Genomic DNA, 18,619 nt, shown 5'->3' with positions numbered 1-18,619 from the left:
ACTGGCGCCAGGTCCACAAGAAGTACGGCTATGTGGAGATCTCCACCCCCATCATCCTCAACCGTCAGCTGTGGGAGCGCTCCGGCCACTGGGATCACTATAAGCAGAACATGTACACCACCGTCATCGACGGCGAGGACTATGCTATCAAGCCCATGAACTGCCCCGGCGGCATGCTGGTCTATGCCAGCGAGCCCCACTCCTACCGCGACCTGCCCCTGCGGGTAGGCGAGCTGGGCCTGGTGCACCGCCATGAGCTCTCCGGCGCTCTCCACGGCCTCTTCCGCGTGCGCTGCTTCACCCAGGACGATGCCCACGTCTTTATGACCCGGGAGCAGATGAAGGACGTCATCCAGGAGACCGTGCGCTTGTTTGACGAGGTCTACTCCACCTTCGGCCTGAGCTATACCATCGAGCTTTCCACCATGCCGGAGGACCACATCGGCACCGTGGAGGAGTGGGAGCGCAACCAGGACATCCTGAAAGACGCCATCACCGACATGGGCAAGGACTTCACCATCAACGAGGGCGACGGCGCCTTCTACGGCCCCAAGCTGGACTTCCATCTGGCCGACTCCCTGGGCCGTACCTGGCAGTGCGGCACCATCCAGCTGGACAGCCAGCTGCCTGAGCGGTTCGAGCTGGAGTACACCGGCGAGGACGGCCAGAAGCACCGTCCCGTCATGATCCACCGGGTGGTGCTGGGCTCCATCGAGCGCTTCATCGGCGTCATCACCGAGCACTTCGCCGGTGCCTTCCCCACCTGGCTGAGCCCTGTTCAGGTCAAGCTCCTGCCTATCACCGACCGGGCGGCGGAGTACGCCGACCAGGTGGCCGCCCAGCTGGACGGCGCCGGTTACCGGGTGGAGGTGGACCACCGCAACGAGAAGATCGGCAAGAAGATCCGCGAGGCTCAGCTGGAGAAGGTCCCCTATATGCTGGTCATCGGCGACAAGGAGGCCGAGGCGGGCACCGTCTCTGTGCGTCACCGGGCCGACGGCGACCTGGGCGTCATGGCCATGGACGAGTTCGTGGCCAAGCTGAAAGAGGACGTGGATACCAAGGCCATCCACTGAGAACAACAAGGCGCCGGGCCCGGCAAGGGCTCCGGCGCCTTTTCCAAAATGGCTGCTGATAACGGACATAAGTCCAACTGAAATAGACAAAGGAGCCGCGCTGATGTTTTGCCAAATCTGTCGTCTCATCTGAAAAATGGGGCGGGGGAGGAAGATGCCGTTGCATCGCGGAGGCAAAAGGGCGTATACTGAAAAAAATATTTGCTCCGCCACGGGCGGAAGAAGGAGGAAGCAAATTTATGAGCCGAACCTTTAAGAAGGTGCTGGTGGCCAACCGGGGCGAGATCGCCATGCGGATCTTCCGGGCCTGTCACGACCTGGGACTGCAGACGGTGGCGATTTACTCCAACGAGGACATGTACAGCCTCTTCCGCACCGCGGCGGATGAGTCCTACCTGATCGGCGAGAACGAGAGCCCTCTGGGCGCGTATCTGAACATTCCCCGTATCATCCGCCTGGCCAAGAAGCACGGGGCGGACGCCATCCATCCCGGCTATGGCTTTTTGAGCGAGAACGGCGACTTTGCCCGGGCCTGCGAGGAGGCCGGTATCCAGTTCATCGGCCCGTCCTCCAAGGTGCTGGACATGATGGGCGACAAGCTCTCCGCCAAGCAGATGGCTGTGGAGTGCGGCGTGCCCACCACCCCGGGCACCACGGAGCCTCTCGAGAGCCGTGAGGCCGCCCAGAAGCTGGCCATGGAGTTCGGCTTCCCCGTCATTTTGAAGGCGGCGGCCGGCGGCGGCGGCCGCGGCATGCGCCGGTGCGACACCGTGGAGGAAGTGGGTATCAACTTCGACCTGGTCAAGTCCGAGGCCAAGAAGGCCTTCGGCAACGACGATATCTTCATGGAGAAGTTCCTGGTGGAGCCCAAGCACATCGAAGTGCAGGTGCTGGGCGACAACTACGGCAATGTGGTGCACCTCTACGAGCGGGACTGTTCCCTCCAGCGGCGCTACCAGAAGGTGGTGGAGTTCGCCCCCGCTTTCTCCGTGGACCCGGAGGTGCGCAAGGCGCTGTGCGCCGACGCCGTGAAGATTGCCAAGCACGTGGGCTATGTGAATGCCGGCACGCTGGAGTTCCTGGTGGACAAGGAGGGCCATCACTACTTCATCGAGATGAACCCCCGCATCCAGGTGGAGCACACCGTCACCGAGATGATCACCGGCATTGACCTGGTGCGCTCCCAGATCCTCATCGCCGAGGGCCGTCCCCTCAGCGACCCCCTCATCGGCATTACCAGCCAGGACACTATCCGCCACGACGGCTATGCCATCCAGTGCCGCGTTACCACCGAGGACCCGGCCAATAACTTTGCCCCCGACACCGGCAAGATCACCGCCTACCGCTCTGCCGGCGGCTTCGGCGTCCGTCTGGACGGCGGCAACGCCTATACCGGCGCGGTCATCTCCCCCTACTACGACTCCCTGCTGGTGAAGATCACCACCTGGGACAATACCTTCGAGGGCGTTTGCCGCAAGGCCGCCCGGGCCATCAACGAGATCCACGTCCGGGGCGTCAAGACCAACATCGCCTTTGTGACCAATATCCTGAAAAACCCGGTGTTCATGGCCGGCGGCTGCCACACCAAGTTCATCGACGAGACGCCGGAGCTCTTTGAACTGGACGAGAGCAAGGACCGGGCCACCAAGATGCTCAAGTATATCGGCAATATCGTGGTCAAGGAGCAGGGCGAGCACAAGTTCTACGATGCGCCCCGGTTCCCGCCGGTCACCGGCGTGCGGCCCGACGGCCTCAAGCAGATGCTGGATGCCCAGGGCCCCAAGGCCGTGTGCGACTGGGTGCGGGACCAGAAGAAGCTGCTCGTCTGCGACACCACCACCCGGGATGCCCACCAGTCCCTGCTTGCCACCCGCGTCCGTACCCGGGACATCATCAAGGGCATGAAGGCCACCAGCGAGATTCTCTCCGATGCGTTCTCTCTGGAGTGCTGGGGCGGCGCCACCTTTGACGTTGCCTACCGCTTCCTCCACGAGTCTCCCTGGGAGCGGCTGGACCTGATCCGGGAGAAGGCCCCCAACCTGCTGCTGCAGATGCTGCTGCGGGGCGCCAACGCCGTGGGCTATACCAACTACCCCGACAACGTCATCCGGGAGTTCATTAAGGAGGCCGCCCGCAGCGGCATCGATGTGTTCCGGGTGTTCGACTCCCTCAACTGGATTCCCGGCATGGAAGTGGCCATGGACGAGGTGCTCAATCAGAACAAGATCTGCCAGGCTACCGTCTGCTACACCGGCGACATCCTGGACCCCAAGCGGGACAAGTATCCTCTGGAGTATTACGTGAAGCTGGCCAAGGAGCTGGAGCACCGGGGCGCCCACATGCTGTGTATCAAGGACATGTCCGGCGTGCTCAAACCCTACGCCGCCAAGAAGCTGGTTTCCACCCTCAAGCAGGAGATCGGCATCCCCATCCAGCTCCACACCCACGACACCTCCGGCAACCAGGTAGCAACCTACCTGTGCGCCGCCGAGGCCGGCGTGGACGTGGTGGACTGCGCCATCAGCTCCATGGCGTCGCTGACCAGCCAGCCCTCCCTCAATGCCGTGGTGGCGGCCCTCCAGGGCACCGAGCGGGATACGGGACTGGACCTGGAACGTCTCCAGACCCTCAGCGACTACTGGGAGGACGTGCGCAAGCGCTATGACTCCTTCGAAGGCGGCATCAAGTGCCCCTCCACGGACATTTACCGCTACGAGATTCCCGGCGGCCAGTACACCAACCTCAAGCCGCAGGTGGAATCCCTGGGCCTGGGCAGCCGCTTCACGGAGGTCAAGGAGAACTACCGCAAGGTCAACGAGATGCTGGGCGATATCATCAAGGTGACGCCCTCTTCCAAGATGGTGGGCGACTTGGCCATCTTCATGACTCAGAACGACCTGACTCCCGAGACCATTGTGGAAAAGGGTGAGAACCTGGCCTTCCCGGACAGCGCCGTCAGCTACTTCTCCGGCATGATGGGCCAGCCTGCCGGCGGCTTCCCCAAGGATCTGCAGAAGGTGGTGCTCAAAGGGAAGGAGCCCATTACCTGCCGGCCCGGCGAGCTTTTGCCGCCGGTGGACTTCGAGGCCAAAAAGCGGGAGATGGCGTCCTTTGATCCCAATCCCACCTGGCGGGCCGTGCTCAGCTACTGCCTGTATCCCAAGGTGGTGGAAGAGTATGTGAAAAACCAGAAGGAGTACGGCTATATCATGCGCCTGGGCAGCCATGTGTTCTTCCATGGCCTGGCAGTGGGTGAGACCAACAAGGTGGATATCGCCGACGGCAAGACGCTGGTCATCAAGTACCTGGGCCTGGGCGAAGTGGACAGCGAGGGCATGCGCACCGTCAGCTTCGAGCTCAACGGCATCCGCCGGGATGTGCAGGTGCCTGACGAGGCGGCCCAGAAGAACATCGTCAAGGTGCCCATGGCCGATCCCGAGGACAAGAGCCAGGTGGGCTCCTCCATCCCCGGCGCGGTCAGCAAGATCGCCGTCAAGCCCGGCGACAAGGTGGAGAAGAACCAGACCCTGGTGACCATCGAGGCCATGAAGATGGAGACGGCCATCACCGCCCGCATGAGCGGCACGGTGGACAGCGTCTGCGTCAAGGAAGGCGACACCGTCAAGGGCGGCCAGCTGCTCATCACCCTGAAATAATTCCGATATACGGACAAAAAGCCTCCGGCGTCAGCTGGAGGCTTTTTGTATAAAATGCATAAGATTACGAGGGAGATTTACGGGGAAATTATGAAAATTAACGCGGATAAAATGGACAGTAAAAATATGATTCTGCAAGCTGTTTCAAAACAACTTGCAAAAAAATCCTGGAATCCTGAAATAGGCCTTGAAAAATGAAGGCTGATGCGGTATGATATGCACCATAAACACAGCACCTGAAACAAAAAAGGAAAGAGGAATGTACCATGAAGAAGATTCTGTCTTTGCTGCTGGCCGCCGTTATGATGGCTTCCGTGCTCGCCGGCTGCGGCAGCCAGGAGCAGACCCCCTCCGGTTCTGAGGAGGAGACTCCCGTGGAGAGCAGCGGGGAGGCCACCGGTTCCGGCGTGGAGCTGAAGTTCTCCACCGGCGGCGACCAGGGCACCTATTACGGTTTCGGCAGCGTGCTGGCCCAGGCCATCACCTCCAGCGGCACCGGCACCAAGGTGACCGCCGTTACCAGCAACGGCTCTCAGGACAACATCGAGCAGATGCAGATGAACACCCGTCAGCTGGGCTTTGTCCAGTCCGACGTGATGAGCTACGCCTATGAGGGCACCAACCTCTTCGAGGGAATGCCTGTCACCGATTTCTCCACCGTGGCCGCGCTGTACATGGAGCAGGTGCAGATTGTCACCTGCAACCCCGACATCAAGACTGTGGCTGACCTGAAGGGCAAGACCGTGTCCATCGGCGCCTCCGGCTCCGGCGTTTACTACAACGCCCTGGACATCCTGGCCGCCTATGACATGACCGAGTCCGACATCAACGCCCAGTACCAGGACTTCGGCAACAGCGCCGACGCTCTGCAGGACGGCAAGATTGACGCCGCCTTCGTGGTGGCCGGTGCTCCCACCGTGGCCATCACCACCCTGGCCACCTCCAAGGACACCTATCTGGTGAGCCTGGACGATGAGCACATCGCCAAGCTGAAGGAAGCCTCTCCCTACTACGAGGAGTACACCATCCCCGAGGGTACCTATGAGGGCGTGCCCGAGACCAAGACTGTGGCCGTGGTGGCTACTATCATCGCCCGGGACGACGTCTCTGAAAACGACGTGTACAACATCGTCTCCACCATCTTTGAGAACAAGGACACCATTGCCCAGTCCCACGACAAGGGCAAGGAGCTGGATCTGGAGTTTGCCGCCAGCGTTACGGCTGTGCCCTATCATCCCGGCGCTGCCAAGTACTTTGCCGAAAAGGGCATTGAAGTTCCCACCAAGTAAGGTAAAATTTGAATATCAGCCAGGGAACTACGGCGGATTTGTCCGCCGTAGTTCCTTGATATCGTGGACCATTTAGAAATTGTTAAGAGAATTTCCAAAGTGAGGGGGAGCCCCCATGGGCCTTTTTAAGAAAAAGACGCCGGAGCAGGAAAATCCGGCCGCCGAGACGGAGCACGACGCCTCCGTAGGCACCGCCGCCGACGTAGAGGCGGTGATGAAAAAATATGACCGGGAGTCCAATACCCGTGTCTGGGAGGGAACGCCCAAGCTGCTGATCCGCATCCTGATGGCGGTATTTGCGGCCTACTCCATTGTGGACACCGTGTTTCTCAACACGCTGCAGGAGCGGCGTCTGCCCATTTTCATGGGTATGATCCTGTTGATCGGCTTTTTGACCTTCCCGGCCAGGAAGGGCGACGGCCGCGTCAACCACATACCCTGGTATGATGTACTGCTGCTGATTGTGGGCCCCGGCGCCTATTTCTTTTACGCGGTCAATGCCCAGAACGTCATCCGCATGTCCGCCCGGGTCATGCAGAATCATCTCTACATGATTATCGGCCTTATCGCCATTCTGGCGCTGGTGGAGCTGTGCCGCCGCTGCGTGGGACTGCCCATTTTGTGTGTGGCCGGCGTGCTGCTGATCTATACCTTTGTAAACCTGATGGGCGCCAATCCCGTGACGGGGGAGCAGGTGCGCATGACCATCTATCAGGTGATCCGCACCATGTTCTACACCGCCAACGGCATCTTCGGCGGCCCGGTCAGCGTGTGCGCCAAGTTCATCGTGGTGTTCATCATTTTCGGCGCGTTTTTGGAGCGCACCGGCATTGCCAACTTCTTTATCAGCCTGGCCAACGCCGTGGCCGGCGCCGCGCCCGGCGGCCCCGCCAAGGTGGCCGTCATCTCCTCCGCCCTGTGCGGCATGGTGTCCGGCTCCTCCGTGGGCAACACCGTGACCACCGGCTCCGTTACCATCCCCATGATGAAGAAGACCGGCTACAAGGGTGAGTTCGCCGGCGCCGTGGAAGCTGCCGCCTCCACCGGCGGCCAGATTATGCCGCCTATCATGGGTGCCGCTGCCTTTTTGATGGCGGAGTTCACCGGTGAGGCGTACAGCACCATTGCCGTGCGGGCGATTCTGCCTGCCGTACTGTATTTCACCGGTATTTACATCGCTGTGCACCTGGAGGCCAAGAAGCTGGGCCTCAAGGGTATCCCCAAGGATCAGCTGCCCAAGCTGGGCCAGCTGGTCAAACGGATCTATCTGCTCTTGCCGCTGGTGCTGCTGGTGGTGCTGGTGTCCACCAACACCTATACCATGGCCTATTCTGCGGCACTGGCCATCGTGGCCACCGTGGTGGTCAGCATTCCGGACATGATTCTGGACACCCGCTCCGGCGGAGAGAAGGCCGGGCAGAACCCGGTGAAGAACCTGGGGCTGATGATCTTCAACTCTCTGGAGGGCGGCGCCAAGGGCTCCATTACCGTGGCTGTGGCCTGCGGCGTGGCCGGCATCATCTCCGGCTGCATTACCGTCACCGGCCTTGCCTCCAAGCTGCTCAGCGCCATTGTGAACCTCTCCGGCGGCCACATGATGATCGCGCTGGTGCTGACTATGCTCTGCTGCATCGTGCTGGGCATGGGTGTGCCCACCACTGCCAACTACTGCATCATGGCCTCCACCTGCGCACCCATTCTGATGGACCCCTCCATCGGTGTGACCAAGATGGCAGCCCACTTCTTCGTGTTCTACTTCGGCATCGTGGCGGACATCACCCCGCCTGTAGCTCTGGCTGCCTATGCCGGCAGCGCCATTGCCAAGGCCGATCCCATGAAGACCGGCGTCAACGCCACGAAGCTGGCCATCGCAGCGTTTATCGTGCCCTACATCTTTGCCACCAGCCCCCAGATGCTGTTCGTGGATGTGACCGGTGCGCTCCAGGTGGTGCAGATCTGCATCAGTGCACTGCTGGGCATCTTCGGTGTGGCGGCGGCCCTCAACGGCTTCCTCTATCGTCCTATCAATCCTCTGCTGCGGCTGGTTTTGGTGGCCGGCGGCCTGGGGATGCTGATTCCCGGTACCGTGACCGACGTACTGGGCTTTGTGGTCGTGGGCGGCGTGCTCCTCTATCAGCGCGCCATGGCCCAGCGGCAGGGTGCCGCAGCCTGATCCGGCAAAAAGCCGCCTCCGTCAGGAGGCGGCTTTTTTTATAAAAAGTGGTAACCTTTTTGCGGAAAACCACGTCTATCATTTTATATAGAATTTGCCGGGGGGACCCGACAAATCTGTAACCGTTTTGTTGTTGCTTTACATGCATAACTGTTCTAGCATATTTAATACAGTTATACTGCGCAGCAGACTGCGCGGAGGTAGAACGAAGAAGAGGAGAATCGAGCATGGCTGAAGTCAAGGATCTGGAGCAAACGGCGACGACCGCAGCGGAGCCGGCTGCCACGGCGGAGGCCGCGCCCAAGCGCGGATTGGCAGCGAAATGGAAGGAAATGCCCAAGAAGAAGCGCCGCAGACTGGTCCGCCGGGTGATCGTCCTGATTGTCCTGGTGGCCGCCGCAGTTGCCGCGTGGTGGTTCTTCCTGCGGGACAAACAGCCGCAGACGCAGGTGGTCACCGACGTGGTCAGCTACGGTTCCATTACCTCCACGGTGGAGGGCAGCGGACTGACCAAGGCGAAAAAGAGCGAGACCATCACGCTGACCACCGCGGGTACGGTGCAGGATGTGATGGTGACCGAGGGCCAGCAGGTGACGGCCGGTACGCCGCTGTTCACCGTGGACTCCGAGGCGGCCCGCACGGCGGTGGACAAGGCCCGCACAGCGGTGGAAGGCTATGAAAAGCAGCTGCGGAGCCTGCAAAAGGACATCGCGGGGCTGAATCTGGCCGCCGGCTACCCGGGCAAGCTTATGGAGACGGTGGAGCTCAATCCCGGTGACACCATTTCCAAGGGACAGAAGGTGGCCGTGCTGGCGGACGACACCCGGCTGCGGCTGGAGCAGTATTACAGCTACGCCTACGAGGGCAGCATCAAGGCCGGCCAGACCATGGATGTGTCCATTCCCTCTCTGATGACTACGGTGAAGGGCACCGTGGAGGCGGTACATATGGTCAGCCGGATCACACCGGAGGGCTCCAAGCTCTTCTCCGTGGACGTGATTGTCAAAAACGACGGCGCCCTGACCGCGGACATGGCGGCTTCCGCCACCACCACGGTGAACGGGGAGACAGTGTATCCCTACGAGGCGGGCAAGCTGGCCTATTACCGCACCGGTGATCTGACCTCCACCGTCAACGGCACGGTCATCTCCAGCGACCTGGTGGACTATCTCCAGGTACAGCAGGGCCAGGTGCTGGTCCGCATTGACGGCGAGGACAGCGAAAGCGAGATCTTCTCCGTGCAGCAGAGCCTGGAGGAGGCCCAGAAGACGCTCAAGACCGCCCAGGAAAATCTGGATAACTGCAATGCTGTGGCGCCCATCGACGGCACGGTCATCGGCCTGGCGGTCCAGTCCGGGCAGGAGATCGAGGCCAATACCGCCATGCTGACCATTGCGGACACCTCCACCATCGTGGTGGACGCCACTGTGGATGAGCGCAACGTCAGCTACGTCAAGCCCGGCATGATGGTGACCATCGACCAGTGGGGCACCACGTTCCAGGGCACGGTGGACTCCGTGAGCCTGAACTCCAAGGCGGAAAACGGTGTGGCCAGCTATCCCATGGTCATCTCTGTGGACAATGTGGACGGCACGCTCATGACCGGCAGCTACATCAACTACTCCTTGGTTGCCAGTGAGAACGACAACTGCCTGGTGGTCCCCATTCAGTGCGTCAAGTCGGTGCCTATGGAGGACGGCTCCACGGGCAATGTGGTGTTCGTCCAGGGGGACCGGCCGGACAACGCCATCGACCTGAGCGTGCCCGTGGAGGGCATACCCGACGGGTTCTGGGCGGTGCCGGTGGAGATCGGCATCTCCGATACCTATAATGTGGAAATCAAATCCGGTGTGGAGGAAGGAGCGGTCGTCTTTACCCAGGTACAGACGGAGAGCTCCTGGATGTGATATGCTGGTACAACTGAAAGACGTTTATAAGATCTACGGCGAGGGCCTGGAGAGCGAGGTCCGGGCGCTGGACGGCGTGAGTCTGGAGATCGACCGGGGCGAGTTCGTGGCCGTGGTGGGCCAGTCGGGTTCCGGCAAGTCCACCATGATGAACGTGCTGGGCTGCCTGGACGTGCCCACTCACGGGACGTATCTGCTGGACGGCACCGACGTGCGGGAGCTGACGGACAAGGAGCTGTCTCATATCCGCAACAAGCAGATCGGCTTCATCTTCCAGCAGTACAACCTGATCCAGAGCCTGACGGTGCTGGAAAACGTGGAGCTGCCCCTGATCTATCAGGGGGTAAACGCCGACGACCGGCGGGACATGGCTCTGGCCGCCCTGGACCGGGTGGGACTGGCCGGACGCATCAAGCACCACCCCACGGAGATGTCCGGCGGCCAGCAGCAGCGTGTGGCCATCGCCCGTGCCATTGCCGCCCATCCGCCCATTATCATGGCCGATGAGCCCACCGGCGCATTGGATTCCCATACCGGCCAGGAGGTGCTCCACTTTTTGCAGCAGCTCAACCGGGAGGGCACCACGGTGATCCTCATTACCCATGACAACGGCATTGCCGCCACTGCCCGCCGCTGCGTGCGGCTGGCGGACGGCAAGATCGTGGACGACCGAGAACAGGAGGTGGATTGGCTTTGAATATCCAACAGGCGATCAAAATGGCCTTCCGCTCCATTATGGGCAACAAGGGCCGCTCCATCCTCACCATGCTGGGCATCATCATCGGCATTGCCTCCGTCATGACCATCGTCTCCACGGTCAACGGCATGAATCAGCAGTCTCTCAAGCAGTTTGAGGCCATGGGCACCAACCGGATCGACGTGCAGGCCAGCCTGTACAACGGACAAAATGCCTTTGAGCCCCTGTATGACTACTGCAATTCCCTGGGCAGCGACCTGGTGTTGGGCGTCACGCCGGACGCCAATTTCGGCGCCAATGTGGTCTACGGCTCCAAGAGCAGCAAGACCATGGAGAAAAACCAGGAGATCATGTGGAACAGCGACGGCGGCATGAACAGCAATCTGGCGCTGCCGCCGGAGCTGCGGTTCGGCAGTGACCAGTATGCGGTGTGCAACAACTTCCAGCTGGCGGCGGGCCGGGACCTGAGCAAAATCGATATCAAGAACTATAACCAGGTGTGCGTGCTGGGCGCCAGGGCGGCACAGAACTTCTTCAACTACGCCGATCCGGTGGGCCAGATCATGCAGGTCAACGGCATTCCGTTTACGGTAGTGGGCGTGTATGGGGAGAAGGACCCGGACTCTGCCTTTTCCATGGACAACATCATCGTTTTTCCCTATACCGCCAGCCGGATTCTCAGCCCGGGGACGGAGATGAGCCAGTTCGTGGTGAAGGCGGCCTCCAGCAAGGCCGCCGTGGAGGCCACCTCCCGCATCAGCGGATTTTTGACGGGCCTGACCAACAACGGCCAGAACGGCTGGGGGTATGCCCAGAGCAATAACCAGTTCCAGCAGTCTCAGAATGAGTATACCACCATGCTCTCCATGGTGCTTGGCGGTATCGCTGCCATCTCACTGCTGGTGGGCGGCATCGGCATTATGAACATCATGCTGGTGACCGTCACCGAGCGGACGAGGGAAATCGGCATCCGCCGGGCCATCGGCGCCGAGCGAAGCTCCATCGTCACGCAGTTCCTGATCGAGGCGGCCATGATCTGCGGCATGGGCGGCATCATCGGCATCGCCATCGGAACGGTGGGAACCCGCATCGCCGGAAAGCTGCTCATCAAGATTGACATCTGGCCGTCCCTGGGTATTACGCTGGGTGCATTTTTGCTGTCGGTTGCGCTGGGCATCCTGTTTGGTATTTATCCGGCGGCGAAGGCGTCCAAGCTCCAGCCTGTGGAAGCCCTGCGGGCGGAATGAGAGGGAGAGATGAATATGAAAAAACGAGTACTTGGGCTTTTCCTGGCGGTGTGCCTGACGGTCACGGCACTGGTGGTTCCGGCCGCCGCCGCGGAGACGGTCCGCTTTTCCGATATCCACGACCAGAGTACGGTCACAGCGGTGGAGTCCCTGCGTCTTCTGGGGGTGCTGGACGGCTATGCCGACGGAACCTTCCGGCCCGACGCCGTGCTGACCCGGGCACAGTTTTGCAAAATGGCCGTGTATGCCATGAACGGGGAAAGCGAACTGGGCCTGTACCGGGCGGTGACGGTATTTCCGGACGTGAAGCCCTCTTACTGGGCCGCGCCCTATATCAACATGGCCTCCAAAGGCAAGGCGATCATCGCCGGGTACGCCGACGGAAAGTTCCACCCGGACCGCACGGTGACGGTGGGGCAGGCGGTGACTATTCTGCTGCGCCTTTTGGGCTATAAGGACGAAAACGTGGGCGGCATCTGGCCCCAGGGCTATATGGCCGTGGGCCAGACCATTGGCCTGACCAACGGCGTGAGCACCGATCCCTATGCGGGACTGACCCGCGGGCAGGCTGCACGGCTGTTTTTGAATTTGCTGCGCTCCGATCTGCGGGAGGGCAGCAAGTATGTAACCACCATCGGCACGACCGTGGAGAATCAGGTGCTGGTCTCCTCCAGCGCAACGGGTCCCGATGGGCGGGACAATGCCCTGCAGACCGCCTCCGGCGAGATCTATCAGCTCGATTCCGGCAAGACCTCCAGCGGCGTTCTCAACGGCTGCAAGGGCACGCTGGTGCTGGCCAAGAACGGCAACAAGGTACTGACCTTTGTGCCCGACGCCATGGGCGCCAGCCGCACAGTGACCCTGGCCAGCAAGACGGCCACCCAGCTGGTGGATGCCAGCGGTGTCCGCTATACGCTGGAGAGCAGCACCCCCACCTATTACAACGGGGAGGAGACCACCTGGGGCAACGCGTTCAGCTGGCTCAACGCAGGCACCTCCTTGACCCTCTACCTCAATGCCTCCGGCGGCGTGGAGTATGTGTTCGTCGGCGGCGGCAGCAACTCCACCGCTGCAGTGGTGGTGTACGAGGATGGGTCGGCGGCAGGCTTTGACAGCCTCACCGGCGGTGTCACCAACTACAGCATCTACAAAAACGGCGCCAGCGCCACCATGGCCGATCTGCGCAAGTACGACGTAGCGGTGTACTCCTCCGCTTCCAACAGCATCCGCGTGTGCGATACCCGGGTGACGGTGTACTACGAGGGCTGCTATCCCAACGCCAAGGAGCCCTCTGAGATCACGGTGCTGGGCGGTGTGAAGCTGACGGTGCTGCCCACTGCCATGAGCAGCCTCGCAAAGTTTGCTCCCGGCGACCAGATGACGCTGCTTTTGACCGAGGACGGCAAGGTGGCTGGTGCCGTGGAGGCTGCCGGCAGCTCCGGCCGGGGCAATGCCATGGGCATTGTCCGGGACGGCACGGTGCAGATGCTCTGCGGTACGGCCAAGATCGCCGTGACCGCCGATGACGCCAAGAACTACAACGGCCAGGTGGTACGGATCTCCTCCACCCGCAGCGGCGTGTCTGTCTCTCCCGCCACCGGCGGCGCTTCCGGCGATCTGAATGTCTCTGCGCGGAAGCTGGGCGGCAAGTCCCTGACCGAAAATGTGATGATCTTCCGCAATGGCCAGGACGTGAGCCTGAGCCAGCTGACTTCCAACACGATTCCTGCCTCCGATATCCTCTACGCCCGGCTCAACTGGGCGGGTCAGGTGGATCTGATCGTGCTGGGCAACGCGGAGAGCTCCAAGATCTACTATGGCCGCGCGGTGGTCCGCTCCACGGTGGATGCGGAGGGCAAGCGCACCACGACGCTGGAAGTGGTCTATGGCGACGGCAAGTCCGTCGGTCCCTTCACCACCGGTTACGATATCCGCAACGGTGACTATGTGAAGGTGATCCTCAGTACCAGCGGCACGGCGTATATGCACTGTGAGAAGCTGACGGAGCTGGCCGACGTGCCCAACAGCGCCTGGAGCGGCGAGACGGCGGTGACGGTGAACGGCCGCACCTATCGGGTGAGCGAGGATGTGCCCTGCTTTAACCGGAGCACCGGCACCTGGATGTCGCTGTCCGCGGCCCACGGCTATGCCACCAAGTCTACGCTCTATGTTTCCGACGGCGTGGTACGTGCCATCGAGGTAAGCAACTGAAACTCCCATAAAACACGAGGCGGACGGCAAAAGCCGTCCGCCTCATTGATTTTCTGTATGCGGCCTCTTAGATGGAGGACGCCGGAAGGGAAGGGCGCATACCGGAAGGCTGGATAAAAGAAGAGGGCCGGAGCTGAATGGCTCCGGCCCTTTTTGTCGGATTTCCCGGGAAATGCCCGCTCAGACCACCTGGAAGAGGTAGAACTTGAGATAACTGGTCTCCTCCGCGCCCCAGAGGATGGGGTGGTCGCAGCTTTGCTGGCGGGCTTCGATCTGCCGCAGCTGTACCCCGGCGTCCCGGGCGGCGCTGTGCAGCATGGCCACGAATTTTTCCTCCGTGGCGAAGTGGGAGCACGAGCAGGTGGCCAGGTATCCGCCCCGGGGCAGCAGATGCATGGCCCGGTAGTTGATCTCCTTGTAGCCGGCCAGGGCGTTGGAGACGGTCTTGCGGGACTTGGTGAAGGCCGGCGGGTCCAGAATGATAAAGTCGTATTTGGTGCTCCGCTGGGCCAGCTGGGGGAGAAGGTCAAAGACATTGGCCTGGACACACTCCATCACACCGTCCAGACCGTTGCGCGCGGCGTTTTGCCGGGCCATCTCCACGGCGGACTCCGACACGTCCACGGCGGTCACGTGGGCCGCTCCGCCCAAGGCGGCGTTGAGGGCAAAGGAACCGGTGTGGGTGAAACAGTCCAGCACCGTCCGGCCCCGGGCCAGACGGCCCACGGCCCGGCGGTTGTACTTTTGATCCAGGAAGAAACCGGTCTTCTGGCCATTCTCCACATCCACCAGATATTTTACGCCGTTTTCTGTGATCTCGGTTACCGCTGACTCCGGCACAGGCTCACCGGACAGGGGATACCAGCCCTTCCCCTGCGGCAGGCCTTCCTTTTCCCGCAGGGCCACGTCGTTGCGCAGAAATACCCCCCGGATGGCAAAGCCGTCGTCCCGGAGCAGCTTTACCAGCGTGGGCAGAAGCAGGTCCTGCATGCGCTCCATGCCCACAGAGAGCACCTGCACGCTCAAAAGATCGTGGAATTTATCCACCGTCAGTCCGGGAAAGGCGTCCGCCTCGCCGAAGATGATCCGGCAGGCATCCAGATCCTCCGGGGACATGACCGCCTTGCGGTATTCCCAGGCCCAGCGGAGCTTCCGCTCCCAGAAAGCCGGATCAAACCGGTCGTTGGCGTTGCGGCTGACGATCCGGATGCGGATTTTGGAGTGCTGGGAGAGAAAACCGGTGCCCAGGTACCGTCCCTTTTTGCTGACCACGTCCACCAGCGTGCCGTTTTCCACGGCTTCGCCGGGTTCACCGGTGATCTCTGCGTCGTAGACCCAGGGATGTCCCCGGAGAATGGCCGCCTCGGCCTTGGCGGTGACGGTATATGCCGGATAGCTGCGCTCTGCTTTCATGGAAAGCCCCCTCTTATATTTTGAAAATTTGCAATCAGTCTATCACATTTTTTGCCGGGACGCCATATGGTGAAAGGGAGAAGGAGGGATTTTTATGCCCATCATTTACCTCAGCCCGTCCACCCAGGACTGGAATCCCTATGTGACCGGCAGCGGCTCGGAGGAATATCAGATGAATCTGCTGGCCGACGCCCTGGTGGTGTACCTGATGGCAAATGGCATCCGGTACAGCAGGAACCGTCCGGAGATGACGGCGGCCTCCTCCATCCGGGAGGCCAACGCCGGAGAATATGACCTGTACCTGGCGCTCCACTCCAATGCGTCCCCGGAGAGCCGGGCGGGGCAGGAGCGGGGGATCATCGTCTTTTACTACCCGGGCAGCGCCCAGGGACAGCGGGCTGCGGAGCTGATCGCCCAGGAGCTCCGGCAGATCTATCCCCTGCCGGACAAGGTGACCACCCGCACCACCACATCCCTGGGGGAGGTGCGCCAGCCCCGGTTCCCGGCGGTGCTGGCGGAGATCGGCTATCACGACAACTATGAGGATGCGATCTGGATCGAGGGCCACACCCAGGCCATCGCCCAGCAGCTGGCCCGGGCGCTGACGGCCTATTTCGGGTTGCCCTTCATCTATCCCCAGGGCGTCCGGGAGGGCATCGTGGCCGTCCGCGGGGGCACGCTGAACCTGCGGTCCGCACCGGATACCGCCGCGCCCATCCTGGCGGGGATGCCGGACGGAACTGCCGTGACGGTGTACGGAGAGTGGGAGGGCTGGTATGTGGTCCACTATGGGGAACTGGTGGGATACGCGGCCGCGGCCTACATCGAGATTGAGTAACCAGCCGGAATACCTGTGCATAATTCGGGTAAATATACGCATTTTCCTTGACAGCGCAGTGGGAAATGATTAAACTAAAAAAAGATAATCATCGGGAGGCGAAAGGGGTGCCGGCCCGATTGTTTTCTGACCGTGCGACCGCGCCGGATTTGCGGCGCGGTCTGCATATGCAGCGAGCCAATACCGAAAATGAGGAGGAAGACTACGATGAATCCCATCATCGCGGCCCTGTTGGGCCTGGTGATCGGCGGCGCCGTCTGCTTCCCGCTCGGTATTCGTTATCGGAAGAAAGTCTCTGAAAAGGAAATTTCCAGTGCCGAGGAAGAAGGCACACGCATCATCAACGAGGCCATCAAGAGCGCCGAATCCAAAAAGCGCGAGGCCCTGCTGGAAGCAAAGGAAGAGATTCTGAAAAGCCGCAGCGAGTACGAGAAGGAAGAGAAGACACGCAGAGCCGATCTGCAGCGGCAGGAAAACCGTCTGCAGCAAAAGGAAGAAAACCTCGACCGCAAGACCGAGGCCATTGAAAAGAAGGAAGAGTCCCTGGCCCAGAAGCACGCGGCCATCGACAAGGAAAATGAGGAGATCAAGGCCATCAAGCGCAGCCAGACGGAAATGCTGGAGCGCATCTCCGGCTTTACCGCCGAGGAGGCCAAGCAGTACCTGATCTCCCAGGTGGAGTCTGAAGTGACCCACGAGACTGCCCTCAAGATCAAAGAGGTGGAGTCCCGGATGAAAGAGGAGTGCGAGGCCCGGGCCCGGGAAGTGGTGGCCCAGGCCATCCAGCGCTGTGCCGCAGATCAGGTGGCTGAGATGACCGTCAGTGTGGTTCCCCTGCCCAATGACGAGATGAAAGGCCGGATCATCGGCCGGGAAGGCCGCAACATCCGCACCATCGAGACCCTCACCGGCGTGGACCTCATCATCGACGACACGCCGGAGGCTATCACCGTCAGCTGCTTTGAGCCTGTGCGCCGGGAGATCGCCCGTCTGGCACTGGAAAAGCTCATTGCCGACGGCCGCATCCATCCCACGCACATTGAGGAGATGGTGGAGAAGGCACGCCGGGAGGTGGACGCCACCATCAAGGCCGAGGGTGAGCGCGCTGTGTTCGAGTGCGGCATCCGCAGCCTGCATCCCGAGCTTGTGAAGATGCTGGGCCGGCTCCACTACCGCACTAGTTACGGCCAGAACGTGCTGCAGCACTCCATCGAGGTCAGCCACATCGCCGGCATGATGGCCGCGGAGCTGGGCGCCGACGTCCAGGCTGCCAAGCGGGCCGGACTGCTCCACGACCTGGGCAAGTCCGTGGACCACGAGATGGAGGGCACCCATGTGGCCCTGGGCGTGGAATTTGCCCGCAAGTACAAGGAGCGGGAGGACATCATCCACGCCATTGAGGCCCACCACAACGATGTGGAGCCCCGGACCATTGTGGCCTGCTTGGTTCAGGCGGCGGATGCCATTTCCGCTGCGCGTCCCGGCGCCCGCCGCGAAAACCTGGAGAACTATATCAAGCGTCTGGAGCAGCTGGAGACCATCACCGGTTCCTACCCCGGCGTGGAGAAGGCCTATGCCATCCAGGCCGGCCGAGAAGTCCGGGTCATGGTCAAGCCCGAGCAGGTCAGCGAGGACCAGATGGTCATCCTGGCCCGGGAGATCGCCAAGAAGATCGAAGAGGAAATGGAGTATCCCGGCCAGATCAAGGTGCACTTGATCCGGGAGACCAAAGTGGTGGAATACGCCAAGTAACCAGACCACATGAAGGAGCGGAACGCCGCAGGCGTTCCGCCCTTTTTTGCCGGAGCGGCCGGAATTGGCTGGGATGCCTTGACAATTCATGGGCGGCCCGATACAATATAAACTCAGTGAAAACCACCCGCTTGCAGCGATCATATCATATATTGCAAAGGATTTGAGAGAATATGGCACAGGATAAAAGACAAGTAGACGCCATTACCGCCCGGGACGTGGACTTTGCCCAGTGGTACACGGACGTGTGCAAAAAGGCGGAGCTGATTGACTACACCTCCGTCAAGGGCCTGTTCATTTACCGGCCCTATGGCTACGCCATCTGGGAGAACATCCAGCACGAGCTGGACCGTCGTTTCA

The 18,619-nt window shown here is 61.1% G+C and carries 12 protein-coding genes and 1 pseudogene; 12 read left to right on the top strand and 1 reads right to left on the bottom strand.

All coding sequences use genetic code 11. The features are described from left to right. The 9 genes from thrS to QZS13_RS08450 all read left to right on the top strand — a co-directional run. On the top strand, positions 1-1,076 hold a 1,076-nt coding region (gene thrS / locus QZS13_RS08490), incomplete at its 5' end, for a threonine--tRNA ligase (RefSeq protein WP_295587905.1). Positions 1,077-1,315: 239 nt separating this feature from the next. Next, positions 1,316-4,732, top strand: coding sequence for a pyruvate carboxylase (locus QZS13_RS08485; protein WP_295587903.1), 3,417 nt, complete (start codon positions 1,316-1,318; stop codon positions 4,730-4,732). Between the two features lie 54 nt (positions 4,733-4,786). Next, positions 4,787-4,930, top strand: coding sequence for a hypothetical protein (locus QZS13_RS08480; protein ID WP_295587901.1), 144 nt, complete (start codon positions 4,787-4,789; stop codon positions 4,928-4,930). Between the two features lie 68 nt (positions 4,931-4,998). Further along, positions 4,999-6,021 (top strand): TAXI family TRAP transporter solute-binding subunit, encoded by a 1,023-nt coding sequence (locus QZS13_RS08475; RefSeq protein ID WP_295587899.1) that lies wholly within the window; start codon positions 4,999-5,001, stop codon positions 6,019-6,021. Between the two features lie 115 nt (positions 6,022-6,136). Beyond that, positions 6,137-8,194: a TRAP transporter permease gene (locus tag QZS13_RS08470; protein WP_295587897.1), complete on the top strand. Its 2,058-nt coding sequence runs from the start codon at positions 6,137-6,139 to the stop codon at positions 8,192-8,194. Between the two features lie 227 nt (positions 8,195-8,421). Beyond that, positions 8,422-10,101: an HlyD family efflux transporter periplasmic adaptor subunit gene (locus tag QZS13_RS08465; protein ID WP_295587895.1), complete on the top strand. Its 1,680-nt coding sequence runs from the start codon at positions 8,422-8,424 to the stop codon at positions 10,099-10,101. A 1-nt stretch (position 10,102) separates the two neighbouring features. Then, positions 10,103-10,798, top strand: coding sequence for an ABC transporter ATP-binding protein (locus tag QZS13_RS08460; protein WP_295587893.1), 696 nt, complete (start codon positions 10,103-10,105; stop codon positions 10,796-10,798). Next, entirely contained in the window at positions 10,795-12,045 is a 1,251-nt protein-coding gene (locus tag QZS13_RS08455) for an ABC transporter permease (RefSeq protein ID WP_295587891.1), read from the top strand. Before QZS13_RS08460 ends, QZS13_RS08455 begins: the two co-directional genes overlap by 4 nt. Before the next feature lie 15 nt (positions 12,046-12,060). Further along, a complete protein-coding gene (locus QZS13_RS08450; protein WP_295587889.1) occupies positions 12,061-14,256 on the top strand; it encodes an S-layer homology domain-containing protein in 2,196 nt (731 codons plus the stop codon). 180 nt (positions 14,257-14,436) lie between these two features. Here QZS13_RS08450 and QZS13_RS08445 read toward each other — a convergent pair whose 3' ends face one another. After that, a complete protein-coding gene (locus QZS13_RS08445) occupies positions 14,437-15,669 on the bottom strand; it encodes a class I SAM-dependent rRNA methyltransferase (RefSeq protein WP_295587887.1) in 1,233 nt (410 codons plus the stop codon). A gap of 94 nt (positions 15,670-15,763) precedes the next feature. Here QZS13_RS08445 and QZS13_RS08440 point away from each other — a divergent pair, with 94 nt between their 5' ends. From QZS13_RS08440 to QZS13_RS08430, 3 genes and pseudogenes are all read left to right on the top strand, one after another. Next, a complete protein-coding gene (locus QZS13_RS08440) occupies positions 15,764-16,507 on the top strand; it encodes an N-acetylmuramoyl-L-alanine amidase (RefSeq protein WP_295587885.1) in 744 nt (247 codons plus the stop codon). Between the two features lie 207 nt (positions 16,508-16,714). Next, the gene (gene rny, locus QZS13_RS08435) at positions 16,715-18,259 is read left to right on the top strand and encodes a ribonuclease Y (protein ID WP_295587882.1); all 1,545 of its coding nucleotides are present in this window, start codon (positions 16,715-16,717) and stop codon (positions 18,257-18,259) included. A 173-nt stretch (positions 18,260-18,432) separates the two neighbouring features. After that, positions 18,433-18,619 (top strand): annotated as a pseudogene (locus QZS13_RS08430) (proline--tRNA ligase); the annotation flags it as partial.

Source organism: uncultured Oscillibacter sp., assembly GCF_900546705.1.
Classification (GTDB): domain Bacteria; phylum Bacillota; class Clostridia; order Oscillospirales; family Oscillospiraceae; genus Oscillibacter.
Note: the sequence above shows the minus strand (reverse complement) of the source record. Positions and strands in the feature narration are given on the sequence as shown.

Bases quoted from the DNA above. Each gene is read 5' to 3' on its own strand.
- QZS13_RS08485 (WP_295587903.1), top strand. From the start codon at position 1,316: ATGAGCCGAACCTTTAAGAAGGTGCTGGTGGCCAACCGGGGCGAGATC.
- QZS13_RS08480 (WP_295587901.1), top strand. From the start codon at position 4,787: ATGCATAAGATTACGAGGGAGATTTACGGGGAAATTATGAAAATTAAC.
- QZS13_RS08475 (WP_295587899.1), top strand. From the start codon at position 4,999: ATGAAGAAGATTCTGTCTTTGCTGCTGGCCGCCGTTATGATGGCTTCC.
- QZS13_RS08470 (WP_295587897.1), top strand. From the start codon at position 6,137: ATGGGCCTTTTTAAGAAAAAGACGCCGGAGCAGGAAAATCCGGCCGCC.
- QZS13_RS08465 (WP_295587895.1), top strand. From the start codon at position 8,422: ATGGCTGAAGTCAAGGATCTGGAGCAAACGGCGACGACCGCAGCGGAG.
- QZS13_RS08460 (WP_295587893.1), top strand. From the start codon at position 10,103: ATGCTGGTACAACTGAAAGACGTTTATAAGATCTACGGCGAGGGCCTG.
- QZS13_RS08450 (WP_295587889.1), top strand. From the start codon at position 12,061: ATGAAAAAACGAGTACTTGGGCTTTTCCTGGCGGTGTGCCTGACGGTC.
- QZS13_RS08445 (WP_295587887.1), bottom strand. From the start codon at position 15,669: ATGAAAGCAGAGCGCAGCTATCCGGCATATACCGTCACCGCCAAGGCC.
- QZS13_RS08440 (WP_295587885.1), top strand. From the start codon at position 15,764: ATGCCCATCATTTACCTCAGCCCGTCCACCCAGGACTGGAATCCCTAT.
- rny (WP_295587882.1), top strand. From the start codon at position 16,715: ATGAATCCCATCATCGCGGCCCTGTTGGGCCTGGTGATCGGCGGCGCC.